Origin of the sequence: Shewanella sp. SM95 (genome assembly GCF_025653595.1) — a bacterium.
GTDB lineage: Bacteria > Pseudomonadota > Gammaproteobacteria > Enterobacterales > Shewanellaceae > Shewanella > Shewanella oncorhynchi.
Map to the genome: position 1 here is coordinate 12157 of NZ_JAKKSE010000004.1, position 14962 is coordinate 27118.

Below are 14962 nucleotides of genomic sequence, written 5' to 3' on the forward strand. Positions count from 1 at the left end.
CGATATGAAAACCTCATAGCGGCTGCAGATTAGTACAAGATTTATTGCGTATAGGAAGTATCAGCTTGTGAAGGTGGTTTATGCACTGACGTGCTTTTTTGTGCTTTGTTTTGCCTCATTGCTGCTAGGCGCAAAGTATGCATCTGTAACGCAGATGCTGACGTTATCGGATGATGTCTGGTTGGTGTTATCTGCGAGTCGCTTGCCGCGGCTCTTTGCCTTGATTTGCTCAGGTGTAGGGCTCGCTGTCTGTGGTGTGATATTGCAGCAGATTGTGCAAAACAAGTTTGTTGAACCTGCTACTTGTGGCGGGCTTGATGCCGCCAAACTAGGCATATTAATTTCAATCATTCATGCCCCGAGTATGGGGGGCACCGCCAGAATGTTGGGGGCTTTAGTTTTTTGCTTGCTTGCGAGCTTAGCCTTTATTCTGATTATTCGTGGTATTCGGTATAAGAGTCCGGTGCTCATTCCAATTATTGGGATTATGTTTGGCAGTGTACTCAGTGCGATAGCGGAACTTTATGCATATCAAAACAATATGATGCAGAGTATGCAGGGATGGATGTTGGGTGATTTTTCAAAAATCGTGCAAGGTAACTACGAAATCATCTATCTGATCCTTCCCGTAGTCATACTGACCTACCTTTATGCACAGCGCTTTACCATTGTAGGAATGGGCGAAGGCTTGGCTACCACACTCGGCCTGAGTTATTTCAACCTAGTTATCTTAGGGTTAGTGCTGGTTTCCCTGACTATAGCGACCACAGTTATCACAGTCGGGAGCATTCCATTTATTGGTTTGATTATTCCTAATCTTGTCGCTATGCGTTACGGCGATAATTTAAAACGTACCTTGCCTATTATCGCCTTTGCTGGCGCAACACTACTGATAATCTGTGACTTGCTTGGACGGCTTATTTTGTATCCCTTTGAAATTCCTATAGGTCTAACGGCAAGCTGTTTAGGTGGACTCATATTTCTAGTTATCGTTTGGAAAATCAAATGAAAGACAGTGCATGGCGTTTTTTGAGCTGGGGGCTCCCTATTATGTTGGCAGTCACATTTTTATTGATGGGCTCAGGCTTTGATTTTGACTATGTCATACCGAATCGATTGGTGCGTTTGGGCACTATTTGCCTTGGTGGTGTCTGTATTGCGTTTTCTTCGATACTGTTTCAGACCTTAGCCGGAAATCGCATTTTAACGCCATCTATCATGGGGTATGAAGGGGTTTACTTGATTTTACAGGCACTGTTGATCCTTATCTTAGGGACGGGCAGCAGTATTCTGATCACCGCTAACAGCAATTTCTTTGTCTCAGTCGTGGTGATGTTGCTTTACTCAATGGCGATTCATCGTTGGCTATTTAGTGGAGATCGACATGATGTGTTCTTCCTACTGCTTGTGGGCTTAGTGCTCACTGTGGTGTTAGGCAGTTTTACTCAGTTAATCCAATATTCTATCAGTCCCGGTGAATTTTCAATTTTCCAGAGCTACAGCTTAGCGTCGTTCAACCGCGCTCAACCAGAGCAATTGCTTATCTCTCTAGTACTTGTCAGTGCCGTGTGTATTGCCGCTTGGAGAGTGCGTGCTGTACTTGATGTATTACTGATGGGGCGGGAGCAAGCTATCTCTCTTGGTATTGATTATCAAAAAGTGGTGCGCCTGCTATTGGGTCTTATCGCGGTATTGGTCGCAATATCAACCAGTTTAGTGGGGCCGACTGCTTTTATGGGGATATTTGTCGCGAACATGGCCTATGCACTGGCAAGGCATCCGTCGCACTCATTTACTTTGATAACAGGATGCGCCGTTGCTATCTCGGTTTTTCTGATCGCGCAAATGCTCGTTGAGCATCTGTTTAATTATCAAACCAGTGTTGGGCTGTTAATTAATCTATTTTGTGGCGCCTATTTCTTTGTCTTAATTCTTAAACCTCGGAGCGCAGTGTGATAACCGTCAATAACTTATATCAGTCTTATGGCGCGAAACCTGTGCTAAAAAATGTCACTGCACAATTTCCCGAACATCAGATGACTTCTCTTATCGGCCCCAACGGTGCCGGCAAAAGTACCTTACTGATGTCGATTGGTCGGTTACTGAATATCCAGCAGGGCGAGGTATTACTCAAAGGTACTGCTATCCACAATATTCCTTTGAAGGATTATGCCAAGCAAGTGGCAACCATGCGTCAGTTTAACAGCCTCAATTTACGCCTGACGGTCAGGGAGTTAGTGGCATTTGGTCGTTTTCCCTATAGCCAAGGGGCACTCACAAAGGAAGATCATCGCGCCATTGATGAAGCGCTGTCGTTTTTAGCTTTACAGTCATTAGCCAATGTATTTATTGATGAACTTAGCGGCGGACAACGCCAAATGGCTTTTCTGGCAATGGCGATTGCGCAGCAAACGGATTATTTATTGTTAGATGAACCGCTCAACAATCTGGATATGAAACATGCCGTTAGCATAATGCGGGCACTTCGCCATCTGTGTGATGATTACAAACGAACGGTAGTGTTAGTGGTTCACGATATCAATTTTGCGGCTAACTATTCCGACTATATTGTCGGTATGAAGCAAGGCGTTGTGCACTGCGCTGGACCCGTTGAAGAGGTCGTCACAGCACAAAGGTTAAAAGCACTGTACGAACTGGATCTTGAGGTGCTGAAAACGAGTCAAGGAACTGTATGTAATTATTTCAACTTCAACTTACAAGGAGAATACAAGTGACGTCGAAATGTAGAAGTGGGACTAAAGTGGTAGCGATTCTGTTATTTAGCTCGGCTTTTTTGCTGGCCTGCGACAATAAAACCGAGTCATTACAGCCTGCATCATCGGATACGAGTGCTTCAACGGTTGAGTTGGAGTTTGCCCCGATAGAGGTAGAGCATAAGTTGGGCACTACTGTTATTACAAAACGGCCAGTACGCGTTGCGGCCCTAGATATGAATGAAGTCGACTATCTCGAACAGTTGGGTGTTCCCATTGTCGGTATGCCAAAGGATTTTGTTCCTTACTACCTGAAAGACTACAGCAACAATAGTGATATCGTTGATTTAGGCGCTATCGTTCAACCCAATATGGAACGTATTTATGCACTTAAACCCGATTTGGTGCTGATGTCATCCGTTCAAGCTAGTCATTATCAAGCGCTTTCCAATTTGGCACCAACCATTCATTTGGATATTGATTACCAAGACAGCAACAGCGATTACTTTGATATAGTCACAAAACACTTATTGATGCTGGGTAAATTATTCGATAAGCAAACCTTGGCAAAACATAAAGTGGATGAACTGGAAAGTAAGATCCAAGCCGCCAGAATGGTGATTAAGGACAGGCCTGAAAAAGCCTTGGTGGTGCTACATAATAACGGCGCTTTTCGATTTTTAGGTATTCGTTCTCGCTATGGGTTTATTTACAGCGCACTAGGGGTGAAACCCGCTAGCCTTTCAGAGCAGATGGGATTGCACGGTCAACCTGTATCAAGCGAGTTTATTCTTGAAAACAATCCCGACATCATTTACGTGGTTGACAGAACCGCAGTGATGGAGCGAAGCCCCGTATTGGATAAACAATCTATTGATAATCCTCTTTTGCGTGAAACTAACGCTTGGAAGACGGGGAACATTATTTTTGTGGATCCCGAGGCTTGGTATATAACAGGGGCCGGAATAACATCCCTTAATATTATGATTGATGATGTGTTAAAGGGTTATGTAAAGTAGCTGGCTGCAAATAGTCTATGGACGGCATAGCTAATGACTCATGAGATAAGTTACCTCTTGTAACATTTAAGCCCTACGGCTTAGGTAAATCGGTTTGCAACTTTAGTAGTGCTTAACATACAATCGCCTGCCAAATTATCTGAGGAAGTAGGGTTTGAATAGTGTGATACAAACAAGACGCACCCTAGCAATATGGCTTGCTGCCATATTGGTGCTATTGTCTGTTGCTATTGCTGTTCACAGTGTTTCCCATGCTAGTGAAGACTCTAAGGCCAATTGTTCGCTGTGCTTACATCAGCACCAGTTGCAGCATGCGCTAACCAGCACACCCTTTCATTTTCAACTCGCTCAGCAGGGTTATATCTCGGTTGAGTTTCAGGCCGTTTCCTTTAAGCGACCTTTTAGTCGTTTCTTCAATAGTCGTGCTCCGCCCATAACAGCATAAGTTACTGTTTATTCAATTTATCTTAATTAACTTTGAGCGCCTTGGCTTAGCTAAGGCGCCGATGCTGTTTATTTTCGGAGTGAAAATGACTTCTTTTTATGTCCCTAAGCGCACTGCGCTGTTGCTGGGCGCCTTGTTTGTGCTCAATCCTATTTCAATGTTGTTGGCCGCAGAAAGCAGTCAATCGAGTTCACAAGCTATTGATACTGTGAGTGACGCAGTGCTTGACACTGACATTGAACGTTTAAGTATCCACTATCGCCAAGCCTATCGTGGCAATGTGTCCTCAACTGAACTTCCCCAAGCGATCAGTGTGTTAGACGAGCAATTGATAAAAGATGCGGGACTGACGCGGTTTCAAGATGTACTGGACTATTCTGCCAGTGTGGCGCGGCAAAATAATGGCGGCGGCTTATGGGATAGTTTTTCCCTACGCGGCTTTCCGGGTAACGAAAACATGCCATCGGGGTATTTAATTAATGGATTTAATGGTGGCCGAGGTTTTAGTGGTCATAGAGATTTATCAAACGTTGCCTATGTCGAGATTTTAAAAGGCCCAGGTTCGGCACTTTATGGCCGCTCGGAGCCCGGTGGCACAGTTAATATCGTCACTAAGAAACCCCAATATGAAACCAGTGGTTATTTAAAAGCATCGGCTGGGAGTTTCGACCAATATCGGTTAGAAGGTGATGTGACCTCAGGTTTAACCGATAACTTGGCATTTCGGATTAATGGCGCTTGGCAGGAACACGATAGTTTTCGTGATTATGTGTTTAGCGATAAAAAAATCGTTACGCCGTCTGTGCGTTGGCAGATTTCCGAAAAAGCTTCCTTGCTGTATGAAATGGAATACCTCAAGCAGGAACAGCTATTCGATCGCGGCATTATTGTGCTCAATAACGATATTAATACCGTACCCCGCTCGCGTTATTTAGGTGAGCCTAATGATGGCGCAACGGAGGTGAATGCCACTGGGCATCAACTGACCTATGACTATGAATTAAATGATGATTGGTCATTAACGGCGGGTTATAACTATCGCGATTCCACCTTAAAGGGATTTTCCTCCGATGCGGAGTTGGCAGCGGGGCGTCAATCCTTGTTTGATGATGGCCGAACACTGACTCGCCAGCATCGATATCGGGACTATGCCTCAGAGGATAATTCCCTTCGTCTTGAATTAAGTGGTCATCTTGATACGGGTTTTATTCGTCATAATTTGCTGCTTGGTGCCGATGCCTACCACTACAACCTGAAGACGGGGCTTTATCGCTATCGAGGTAAAAAAGGCGAATATGCCATCGATATCTATACCCCTCAATACGGTGGGCCTCAGCCAGAGGTGAGTTTGTTGTATGAGAATAACGAGACTCAAAAGGCGTGGGGGACCTATCTGCAAGATCAAATGGATTTAACTGAAAAGTGGAAGCTGCACCTTGGGCTAAGGTTCGATAGTTATCAGCAAGATATCAGTGAAGTCGCGAAAGATACTCTGTCAGAGCAAACCGATAGTCGAGTCAGCCCCAAGGTAGGTCTGGTGTATTTATGGTCCGATGCCTTAAGTTTCTATAGCTCTTATTCTGAAGGCTTTTTACCGCTTTCTGGAACTGACTTTGCGGGTAAGCCCTTCGAAGCGGAAGAGAGTCAGTCGGTTGAACTGGGGATGAAGTTTAATGGTACTTGGTTAAACGATCTTCCTATAAACGGTAGTTTAGCCGTGTTCGATGCCCAAAAGAGCAATATCTTGACCTCAGATCCTATCAATGTTGGTTTTTCTGCCACCTTAGGTAAAGCTAAAAGTAGCGGGGTTGAACTCGATTTAGCCGCCGAACTGACGGAGGATTTACAAGCAAAATTATCCTATGCCTATCTTAATACCCGTACCGCCAATGACAGCTTGAATCCTGATTGGGGCGTGCTCATTCCTGCAGGCAGTCCACTGGTGAATGTGCCAAAGCATACCGCGAGTGTGATTCTGAAACAGGATTTGAATAGGCTTTCTATTGATGGTCATCTAGGGCTTAGCTGGCGTTATGTGGATTCGCGTCTCGGTGATTCTGCCGATCCGAGTTTTCAATTGCCTTCTTATCAGTTACTTGGGTTGTTTATGAGCACCCACTTAAGCGACAACTTAAGCCTTGGAGTGAATCTGGATAACTTACTGGATGAACATTACATCGCAAGTAGCTATTCCGCTCTTTGGGCCGTGCCGGGTGAGCCACGTAGCATTAAAGTGAGTGTCAGCTATGAATTCTAATATCAGTGCTAATCCAGCGTTATCTTCAGGTTTTGCCGAGCAAGAATTGGGTCGTTCTATTGGCCGCACCCGGATCAATAGTATCGATATGATGCGCGGCGCCGTGATGCTTATTATGTTACTCGACCATGTGCGGGAGCGGTTTTTCTTTCACATGCAGGTGAGCGATCCTATGGATTTGAGTTCGACCTCTTGGGGGCTTTTTGTGAGTCGCTTTGCCGCCCATTTTTGTGCGCCGGTCTTTGTGTTCTTAACCGGGGTTTCTGCATGGCTTTATGCCAATCGTAGCCATGGCGAGCCACGTTCAGCACGTATGTTTTTGATTAAACGCGGGCTGTTTTTAATCGCGCTGGAAATTTTAGTGATTAACTTCTCTAACCTCTCTTGGATGGTCAGCTATTACACCCTTTGGTTGCAGGTGATTTGGGTGATTGGTCTGAGTATGTTAGCGCTCGCTGCGCTGATAAACCTGCCTAGACCTTGGATGGCCCTTTTAGGATTTGCGATTGTTTTTGGCCATAATCTGTTGACACCAATTGGTTTTCAGCCCAGTGAGTGGGCTTACGGTCTGTGGACCATATTGCACGACCGCGGTTATCTCGTCAGCGAAGGTGCGCTTAGGGTTAAGGTGAGTTATCCCGTGCTGCCTTGGATTGGGGTGATTTTACTGGGTTATGTTGCAGGGCCACTTTTTAGTAATAAACCGAACGGAAGCCATCTTGATGCATCGGCTCGCCAGCAAAAGCTGCTGTTTTTAGGGATCAGCTGTTGGGTACTTTTTGCGGTACTACGTGGGTTTAACCTTTATGGCGAAACCTTGCCTTGGCAGTCGGGGGCACATTTGGGTGAAACCTTGATGTCGGTATTTAATTTAACGAAATACCCGCCATCATTAAGCTTTTTACTGGTGACCTTAGGCGGCATGTTCTTTTGCTTAGTGGCCTTTGAGCGGTATTTTGCATCAAGTGGGAAAGTGGGAGGGGGATTAGCGCGAGTGGGCCATGGGTTGTCTGTGTTTGGCTCAGTCCCTATGTTCTTCTATATCTTACATTTGTACGTGCTGTTACTGCTTTATACTTTAGCGAAATTCATCTTTGGCGTAAACCATGGTGAGTACTTTGGCGTGAGCAATATAGGATGGGTTTGGTTTATCGCGGGCGTGTTAGCCATCGCATTGTATTATCCCGTTAAGCGATTTAGCGAATATAAAAAGCACAGCACTCAGGCTTGGATTAAGTACCTCTAATCTATTCTGTTTGATCAAGCTTTAAAGGCAAAAGTCGCCAAGTGCTTACTTGGCGACTTTTTTGTTTTGGTTAGAGCAATCATCTATTTAGCGATTATTCTGCGAGTAAGCTGCGTAGCATCCAGGCATTTTTCTCATGCAGTTGGATGCGCTGGGTGAGCAAGTCCGCAGTTGCCTCATCATTCGCTTGATTCACCAGCGGATACAAGGCTCTGGCATTGCGGATCACCAGTTCCTGATCGCTTAATAGTTCGCGGATCATGGTTTCGGCTTGAGTGACACCTTGATCTTCTTTTATCTCGGTCAGCGCGGCATAGGCTGAATATGAGCCGAGTGCTCTGGCACCTAATGCACGTACACGCTCTGCGATAAGGTCGACCGCAAGGGCAAGTTCGGTATACTGCTGTTCAAATAGCAAGTGTAAGCTAGTGAACATTGGGCCAGTAACGTTCCAGTGAAAGCTATGGGTCTTAAGGTAAAGACTGTAGCTGTCGGCCAATAGTTGGTTTAGCCCTGCGGCGATTTCTTCTCTGTGAGCTTGATTGATACCTATGTTAATCATGGCGTTTTCCTTCTATTGTCTTACTGAGTGTGTTTAGTCTAATCTTCTGATATTAAATGTAAAATGAGTAAATTAGATTCTGTAAATCTATAAATTCGATTGAACTTTCGAGTGTTAAATCTCGTAATCGATAAAGCCTGATATCATCTCCCTTCGCCGTGCTGCAGTAACAATGCCATGGCAGAACTGCTATCCTAGCGGCATATTGTGAGTCGATACTTTAATTGAATAAAACTGACCCTAATGAATAAATCAGCCTATTTAACCGCCATGAATGTGACAACTTGGCGAGTGCGCGACACTAAGGTGAAACCTTATTTAGTGATTTGGGATGAAAATGGTGAGTTACCAGAAGCAGAGCCGCTTATTGACGCTGTGCTAACGCTTATCGACATAAAGCGGGACGAATGTGATTTTGACTGTGAGCCCCATACGGGGAAACAGATCGTTTGGGATCTGCGACGTCACAAAGTTAGGCCACGTACCGCATGGTTAGTGTCTGAGCCGTTGGCCGATTTATTGGTGGGTTGGCAGGCTAAAAGCGCGCTCTGGCAGCAGATTTACCAATGGCGCGACCAAGCGCCAAGCAAGTCTTAAGCTTTACTCGTAAATACATTAATAACCAATACTTTGGAATACCGGCGTTGAACATCCCACCAGTAGATAGTCTATTCACAACACAATTTGTAGCACAATTGACTGCAGGTTTGCCTGTTGAGCTTGTGGCTCTCACGCTTGAAGATGTTCCCCAAATGGCGCAGCTTGAATCCTTGGCCCATAGCCATCCCATGAGCGAGGGGAATCTTGCCGATTGTTTTGGTCACTTGTACCGTGTCCTAGGTTTAAAGCTGAGTGCTCACTTAGAGGTAGATGCAAATACTGAGGCAAATATTGACGCTGCTTCAGATTCAGATACTTATTCCGTCGAAGGACTCTTAGGGTTTGCGATAGTGCAGCAAATTATCGATGAAGTGACTTTATTGGATATTTGCCTATTACCGAGTCAGCAGGGCAAAGGTTACGGCAAGTTATTACTCAAGGCTGTGATGGCATCGGCCAAGGTATCGGGCGCTGTGGTGCTTATGTTAGAAGTGCGAGAGTCCAATTTTGCCGCCCGTGCTTTATATCAACAGGCTGGCTTTATTGAGTCGGGACGTCGTAAAGGTTACTACCCGATAGAGGGCGGTAAAGAAGATGCTATCTTGATGGATTTAGCGATAACCCAAGAATAAGAGCATTAGCGTTCATGTCGTATAACGACAGCTATACGAACCACTCTTCATAAACAACAGTCATAAAAACAGTCATAAAAACAGCCAATAAAAAACAGCGCCTAAGCGCTGTTTTTCTATTTTAATAACCTTGAAATCTACATCACCTAAGCTCTGCATCTAAGCAAGAGGGTTATTTCACTTCTTTACCTTGGGCTTGCAGGTCCGCATGGTAGCTTGAGCGCACTAATGGACCACAGGCTGCATGGGTAAAACCTAATTCATCGGCTAAGGCTTTAAGCTCATCAAACTCGGCTGGTGGCACATAACGTTCAACCGGCAAATGGAACTTAGACGGCTGTAGGTATTGGCCTAAGGTCAGCATTTCAACCTTATGTTCTCGCAGATCACGCAGTACTTGAGCGATCTCTTCGTTGGTTTCACCCAATCCCATCATCAGGCCTGATTTAGTGGGCACATTTGGATGACGTTCTTTAAAACGTTTTAGCAGATCGAGCGACCATTGGTAATTCGCACCTGGGCGCGCTTTACGATAATGCATGGGCGCCGTTTCTAAGTTGTGGTTAAACACATCAGGCGGCTCAGTCGATAAAATATCTAAGGCTGCATCGATACGACCACGGAAATCAGGCACTAAGGTTTCGATCTTGATGTCCGGATTTAGTTTGCGAATTTCGCGAATACAATCGGCAAAATGCTGGGCGCCACCATCTCGTAAATCGTCACGATCTACAGAGGTAATCACCACATATTTCAGCTTCATATCGCGGATAGTTTGCGCCAATTTAACTGGCTCTTCAGCATCAGGTTTAAGCGGACGACCATGGGCCACGTCGCAGAACGGGCAACGACGAGTACAAATCGCACCCAAAATCATAAAGGTTGCTGTACCGTGGTTGAAGCATTCAGCGAGGTTAGGGCAAGAGGCTTCTTCACAGACAGAGTGCAGGCCATTTTTACGCAGCGCTTGCTTGATGTCTAAAATGCGTTGATTCGATGCCGGCAGTTTAACCCGTAACCAATCGGGTTTACGCAACATAGTGTCGCGCTCTGATGGGACGATTTTGACCGGAATACGAGACACTTTATCGGCATCTCTTAGTTTTACTCCGGGTTGTAAACGTTCAGGCCTATTCATGACGCTGCTAATCCTTGATGATGAACTAGGTGTTGATAGCCCAGTAATTGGCTAAAAGTAATAGTAAGTTGCTCGCCCGCTTCAATCACGGTTTGTGGTCCGCCAAGTGCTTTGCATTGCACTATTTCAAGACCGGCATAACCACAAGGGTTGATGCGGCGAAATGGTGCTAAATCCATATCGACATTAAGGGCTAATCCATGGAATGAACAGCCTTTACGAATGCGTAATCCGAGGGAGGCAATTTTACGTTCATCCACATATACACCCGGCGCATCGGCCTTGGCATAAGCGTTAATGTCGTACTTGGCGAGCATATCGACAATGCTTTGCTCTATATGAGTAACGAGTTGACGCACGCCGACTTTACTACGTTTTATGTCGAGAAGAGGATATACCACTAGTTGTCCAGGGCCGTGGTAAGTGACTTGGCCACCACGGTCCACTTGGATCACAGGAATATCGCCAGCATTCAAAATATGCTCGCTTTTACCAGCTTGGCCTTGGGTAAACACGGGTGGGTGTTCTACTATCCACAGCTCATCTGGGCTCTCACTATTACGCGTGTCAGTGTAGTGCTGCATAGCATGCCACACTGATTCGTAATCTTGTTTTCCAAGATGCCGAATGTGCAAAGTCGTGTCTTGCAAGGGCAACCTCTCCCCTTAGAATTGAGTGGCGCTATTATACGCCTCTTGGCTATAAATGTAAGACAGATCACATTTCATGGCCTTGAGGAATATTTATAGTACGCGGCGTACGCCTTCGATAGCGGCAAGTTCAGTGTACAAAATTTCGATATGGTCTTTGCTTGTCACTGTCACGCGGATAGTAATGGAGTGATAGCTACCTTTGCTCGACGTTTTTGTCGAAGGTGAATAATCACCCGGTGCATGTTTTTGTACCACAGCCACGACTTTGTCAGTTAGCGTTTCGTGGGCTTCACCGACGACCTTAAAAGGAAATGCGCAAGGGAAATCCATCAGTTCATCAAATTTAGTGTCTAACATACTCAGTACTCTTAGCGGCTATATTGGGATATATATGGTGGCGATTATACCCGATTCAAGGGCGATGCACTCCCCAAAAAAATAAAGCCACCCTAAGGTGGCTTTATTTATGGGACTTAGGTTAGCTAAACCATCCAGAAAACATCTGCTTAAAGTAATCGACTAATTTACTAAACCAGCTACCTTCGTTGACTTCTTGCAACGTTACCAGTGGGAACTGGGCAATGTCTTTACCATCAAGTTGGAAGAATAGACGGCCTACAGTTTCACCTTTTTTCAACGGTGCATCTAATGGCTTAGTCAACTCGAAGTTTGCTTTCAAGTCTTTACCACGGCCACGGCTGATTGTAATAGGTGTATCAGTTGCGACGCCTAAATCAACAGTGCTCTTGTCACCGTACCATATTTGTTGGGTTGTGAAGCTATCACCCGCTTTGTAAGGCGTGACAGTTTCAAAGAAACGGAAGCCATAGGTCAGTAACTTTTTACTTTCAGCTTTACGGGCTGATTCACTTTGAGTACCCAGAACCACAGAAATCAAACGCATGCCGTCTTTGGTTGCAGATGCCACTAAGTTGTAACCTGCACCAGAGGTGTGGCCTGTCTTGATACCGTCCACGCTCATGCTGTTATCCCACAACAAACCATTACGGTTATATTGTTTGATACCGTTGAAGGTATAAAATTTTTCGCTATAGATGCGGTATTCTTCTGGAACGTCGCGGATTAAGGCTGCACCTAACAATGCCATATCATAGGCAGTTGTTTTGTGGTTTTCTGAGTCTAAGCCATGGGAGTTTTCGAAGTAACTGTCACGCATACCCAGCTGTTTTGTCCATGAGTTCATCATGTCAACGAAGGCGCCTTCGGTGCCAGCGATATGCTCTGCCATAGCTACACACGCATCGTTACCCGATTGGATGATGATACCGCGGTTTAAATCCCCGACTTTAACGGTAGTTCCAACTTCAATGAACATCTTAGAGGAGTCAGAGAAGTTTTTAGACCAGGCATTTTTACTGATAGTCACATCATCATCGACCGAGACATTGCCCGCTTTGATTTCTTGACCTATGACATAACTGGTCATCATTTTAGTTAAGCTGGCTGGGTTAAGGCTTTCATAAGCGTTACTCTCAGCGATAATCTGGCCCGAATTATAATCCATCAAGACGAAAGCCTTGGCGGCCACTGCTGGTGCATCAGGTGTAATAATAGGCTGCGCAGCATAAACGGGGAGAGACACACTGGAAATTAGCAGCAATGTTTTAATGGGACTTTTTACAAAATTCATCATTAACTTGGCACGTCTTTTGGTTGTATTAAATGGAAAGGATTCGAGAAGATCTCCAACAGTGTACCACTTTCTGACTGTGGGTTTTAGTGAAGGTTCCTTCATCTCTATTTTTAAATCAATTCTGGTCCGAGCAAACAGTGATTACTCATGGACTATATAGCCCTCAGGAAACCCATTTTGCTGGACGTTATTGAGCAGTTTGTCTGCTAACTCAGGTTGGCCTATGGGGCCGAGCTGTAGTCTAAACATATTGTTTGCGGCTTGTACACGGGTCTTTACCTGATATTTTCGCTCCAGATTTTTCGCCATGGTATTGAGTTTGGCTTTATCTTTCGATGCGACTAACTGAATGTAATGATTACCTGTATCTTGCGCGCTGGCAATAGCCGAATTAGTGGCCGCGACACTGCCGACATACACCACATCGAGTTTGATCCGCGCGGTTCCTTTGCCGAGCATGCCGAGTTTATAGGCGGCGGCGTAGGAGACGTCGAGAATACGGTCTGAGTGGAATGGCCCGCGATCGTTGATACGAATGATCACTTGCTTATTGTTATCTAAGTTAGTGATCCGAGCATAACTTGGCAGTGGCAGCGTTTTATGGGCACCTGACATGGAATACATGTCATAGGGTTCGCCATTAGATGTCTCATAGCCATGAAATTTTTCACCGTACCATGAGGCACGGCCCGTTTCACTAAAACCTTGGCCTGTGTTCATCACAGTGTAAGACTCGCCGTAAACCGTATAAGGCTTGTTACCGCGGCGACTATAGGGCTCGTACTTAGGCGTGGCATTTGGCACATGGTCCACATTGGGTGGATTGAGTGGCAGCTTGTCATTCTTTAGCGAATAGCGCCCCTTGTTGGGGTCCATATTTTTTTTGTTTGTGCTGGAGCTAGCTTGGTTTGGGCTCGAAGAACACGCAACAAGTGTGAAGCACGCAACCAAAGCGACAAGCTGTAAAAGATTATTTTTTAGCGGCATGCTGTTCCTTTAATTGTTGGCTAAATTGATAAACGGCCATTGAATACAAAGGACTGCGATTATAGCGAGTGATTACATAAAAATTGTTTAAGCCAAGCCAATAATCATCGTGATCGGCTTGTTCCAGTTTAATGAGGAAGGCTTTTTGCGAGACATCCAAGTCCCTCGCATCAGCCAAGGACAAGGTTGGCGTTAGAATATTGGCGACTTTATAATTGAGCTTTTCGCCTGCCCATACTTTCGCTTTTGGCGCTGTTTGGCTGCTATTGACCAGCGGCAAAGCAACGGGTGCATTGGCTTGCCAACCGTGTTCATGGAAATAATTGGCGACACTGCCAATCGCATCCTCTGGGCTTTGCAATAAATCGCGGTTACCACTGTTATCGAAATCGACGGCGTAATGGCGGTAACTTGAGGGAATAAACTGTCCATAACCCATGGCACCCGCATAGGAGCCTTTGAGGGTATTGATATCTAAGTGTTCTTCTTTGACTAATTTCATCAACTCACCAAATTCCTTGCGGAAAAAGGTGGCGCGAGGCGGATAGTGAAAACCTAAGGTATAGAGGGAATCAATTACAGGGTAATTACCTGTGAACTGGCCGTAGAAGGTTTCAATCCCAATAATGGCGACGATAATCTGTGGGTCGACTTGGTACTTAGCCGCGGCTTTAGCAATGGTTTTCTCGTGTTTTTTCCAAAAAGCGAGCCCAGCATCAAGACGTTTTTCTGTTAAAAAAATCGGGTAATACACATGCCAAGGTTTTGCTTCCCATGGGCGGGTCATCGCATCGATAACCCCTTGGTTGTATTTTGCTTTGTCGAGAAAAGCGAGCACTTCTGTCCGAGTAAAACCTTGTTTTACTTGAGCTTGGATAAACTCTTCTTTGAGTTCAGCGGGAGTGGCGGGTGCGACTTCAGCGGCCGGAGCCACTGGGGTGCTTGAAGCGGGTGCCTGCGTGGGTGTCGGTTCATTTGCCGTGGTGCATGCGACTAAGCATGAACTTAAACACAGTAAACCGAGTGGAGCCAAATAAGCTCGGAGAGTAGGCATA

General features: G+C 45.4%; 16 protein-coding genes. 9 read left to right on the top strand and 7 right to left on the bottom strand.

All coding sequences use genetic code 11. The annotated features are described in order from the left end of the window. The first annotated feature begins 67 nt into the window (after positions 1 to 67). The 7 genes from L5M29_RS06865 to L5M29_RS06895 all read left to right on the top strand — a co-directional run bounded on the left by L5M29_RS06865 (position 68) and on the right by L5M29_RS06895 (position 7681). On the top strand, positions 68 to 1009 hold the full coding sequence (locus L5M29_RS06865) for an ABC transporter permease (RefSeq protein ID WP_317629547.1): 942 nt from the start codon (positions 68 to 70) through the stop codon (positions 1007 to 1009). Beyond that, positions 1006 to 1956, top strand: a complete 951-nt coding sequence (locus tag L5M29_RS06870) for an iron chelate uptake ABC transporter family permease subunit (RefSeq protein ID WP_014611500.1) — start codon at positions 1006 to 1008, stop codon at positions 1954 to 1956. Before L5M29_RS06865 ends, L5M29_RS06870 begins: the two co-directional genes overlap by 4 nt. Continuing rightward, entirely contained in the window at positions 1953 to 2735 is a 783-nt protein-coding gene (locus L5M29_RS06875; RefSeq protein WP_113939275.1) for an ABC transporter ATP-binding protein, read from the top strand. Before L5M29_RS06870 ends, L5M29_RS06875 begins: the two co-directional genes overlap by 4 nt. Then, positions 2732 to 3733, top strand: a complete 1002-nt coding sequence (locus tag L5M29_RS06880) for a siderophore ABC transporter substrate-binding protein (RefSeq protein WP_263166970.1) — start codon at positions 2732 to 2734, stop codon at positions 3731 to 3733. The genes L5M29_RS06875 and L5M29_RS06880 overlap by 4 nt, the downstream gene beginning before the upstream one ends. 154 nt (positions 3734 to 3887) lie before the next feature. Beyond that, on the top strand, positions 3888 to 4178 hold the full coding sequence (locus L5M29_RS06885; protein WP_028761491.1) for a DUF2607 family protein: 291 nt from the start codon (positions 3888 to 3890) through the stop codon (positions 4176 to 4178). Positions 4179 to 4263: 85 nt separating this feature from the next. Continuing rightward, positions 4264 to 6435: a TonB-dependent siderophore receptor gene (locus tag L5M29_RS06890; protein ID WP_263166972.1), complete on the top strand. Its 2172-nt coding sequence runs from the start codon at positions 4264 to 4266 to the stop codon at positions 6433 to 6435. Next, complete coding sequence (locus L5M29_RS06895) at positions 6425 to 7681, top strand: DUF1624 domain-containing protein (RefSeq protein WP_263166974.1); 1257 nt, start codon at positions 6425 to 6427, stop codon at positions 7679 to 7681. The genes L5M29_RS06890 and L5M29_RS06895 overlap by 11 nt, the downstream gene beginning before the upstream one ends. A 94-nt stretch (positions 7682 to 7775) precedes the next feature. On the opposite strand, the gene dpsA is transcribed toward L5M29_RS06895, so the two are convergent. Beyond that, on the bottom strand, positions 7776 to 8243 hold the full coding sequence (gene dpsA, locus L5M29_RS06900; protein WP_028761488.1) for a DNA starvation/stationary phase protection protein DpsA: 468 nt from the start codon (positions 8241 to 8243) through the stop codon (positions 7776 to 7778). A 243-nt stretch (positions 8244 to 8486) separates the two neighbouring features. Here dpsA and L5M29_RS06905 point away from each other — a divergent pair, with 243 nt between their 5' ends. Together L5M29_RS06905 and rimI are read left to right on the top strand one after the other, a co-directional pair. After that, positions 8487 to 8840 carry a hypothetical protein gene (locus tag L5M29_RS06905; protein ID WP_113939278.1) on the top strand — a complete coding sequence of 118 codons (354 nt, stop codon included), beginning with the start codon at positions 8487 to 8489 and terminating at the stop codon, positions 8838 to 8840. Positions 8841 to 8887: 47 nt separating this feature from the next. After that, complete coding sequence (gene rimI / locus L5M29_RS06910) at positions 8888 to 9475, top strand: ribosomal protein S18-alanine N-acetyltransferase (protein ID WP_411569037.1); 588 nt, start codon at positions 8888 to 8890, stop codon at positions 9473 to 9475. A gap of 172 nt (positions 9476 to 9647) precedes the next feature. Here the strand turns inward: rimI and lipA are convergent, their stop codons facing one another. From lipA to mltB, 6 genes are all read right to left on the bottom strand, one after another. After that, positions 9648 to 10613, bottom strand: coding sequence for a lipoyl synthase (gene lipA, locus L5M29_RS06915; protein ID WP_028761485.1), 966 nt, complete (start codon positions 10611 to 10613; stop codon positions 9648 to 9650). Further along, complete coding sequence (gene lipB / locus L5M29_RS06920; RefSeq protein ID WP_263166977.1) at positions 10610 to 11263, bottom strand: lipoyl(octanoyl) transferase LipB; 654 nt, start codon at positions 11261 to 11263, stop codon at positions 10610 to 10612. Before lipB ends, lipA begins: the two co-directional genes overlap by 4 nt. A gap of 93 nt (positions 11264 to 11356) precedes the next feature. Further along, on the bottom strand, positions 11357 to 11623 hold the full coding sequence (gene ybeD / locus L5M29_RS06925; protein WP_006082758.1) for a DUF493 family protein YbeD: 267 nt from the start codon (positions 11621 to 11623) through the stop codon (positions 11357 to 11359). Positions 11624 to 11744: 121 nt separating this feature from the next. Beyond that, complete coding sequence (locus tag L5M29_RS06930; protein WP_028761483.1) at positions 11745 to 12920, bottom strand: serine hydrolase; 1176 nt, start codon at positions 12918 to 12920, stop codon at positions 11745 to 11747. 141 nt (positions 12921 to 13061) lie between these two features. Beyond that, positions 13062 to 13907: a septal ring lytic transglycosylase RlpA family protein gene (locus L5M29_RS06935; protein ID WP_131523223.1), complete on the bottom strand. Its 846-nt coding sequence runs from the start codon at positions 13905 to 13907 to the stop codon at positions 13062 to 13064. Next, the gene (gene mltB, locus L5M29_RS06940; RefSeq protein ID WP_263166979.1) at positions 13891 to 14961 is read right to left on the bottom strand and encodes a lytic murein transglycosylase B; all 1071 of its coding nucleotides are present in this window, start codon (positions 14959 to 14961) and stop codon (positions 13891 to 13893) included. The genes L5M29_RS06935 and mltB overlap by 17 nt, the downstream gene beginning before the upstream one ends. Position 14962: the final 1 nt, after the last annotated feature.

Bases quoted from the DNA above. Each gene is read 5' to 3' on its own strand.
- L5M29_RS06870 (WP_014611500.1), top strand. From the start codon at position 1,006: ATGAAAGACAGTGCATGGCGTTTTTTGAGCTGGGGGCTCCCTATTATG.
- dpsA (WP_028761488.1), bottom strand. From the start codon at position 8,243: ATGATTAACATAGGTATCAATCAAGCTCACAGAGAAGAAATCGCCGCA.
- L5M29_RS06890 (WP_263166972.1), top strand. From the start codon at position 4,264: ATGACTTCTTTTTATGTCCCTAAGCGCACTGCGCTGTTGCTGGGCGCC.
- L5M29_RS06935 (WP_131523223.1), bottom strand. From the start codon at position 13,907: ATGCCGCTAAAAAATAATCTTTTACAGCTTGTCGCTTTGGTTGCGTGC.
- L5M29_RS06930 (WP_028761483.1), bottom strand. From the start codon at position 12,920: ATGATGAATTTTGTAAAAAGTCCCATTAAAACATTGCTGCTAATTTCC.
- L5M29_RS06895 (WP_263166974.1), top strand. From the start codon at position 6,425: ATGAATTCTAATATCAGTGCTAATCCAGCGTTATCTTCAGGTTTTGCC.
- L5M29_RS06905 (WP_113939278.1), top strand. From the start codon at position 8,487: ATGAATAAATCAGCCTATTTAACCGCCATGAATGTGACAACTTGGCGA.
- mltB (WP_263166979.1), bottom strand. From the start codon at position 14,961: ATGCCTACTCTCCGAGCTTATTTGGCTCCACTCGGTTTACTGTGTTTA.
- lipA (WP_028761485.1), bottom strand. From the start codon at position 10,613: ATGAATAGGCCTGAACGTTTACAACCCGGAGTAAAACTAAGAGATGCC.
- ybeD (WP_006082758.1), bottom strand. From the start codon at position 11,623: ATGTTAGACACTAAATTTGATGAACTGATGGATTTCCCTTGCGCATTT.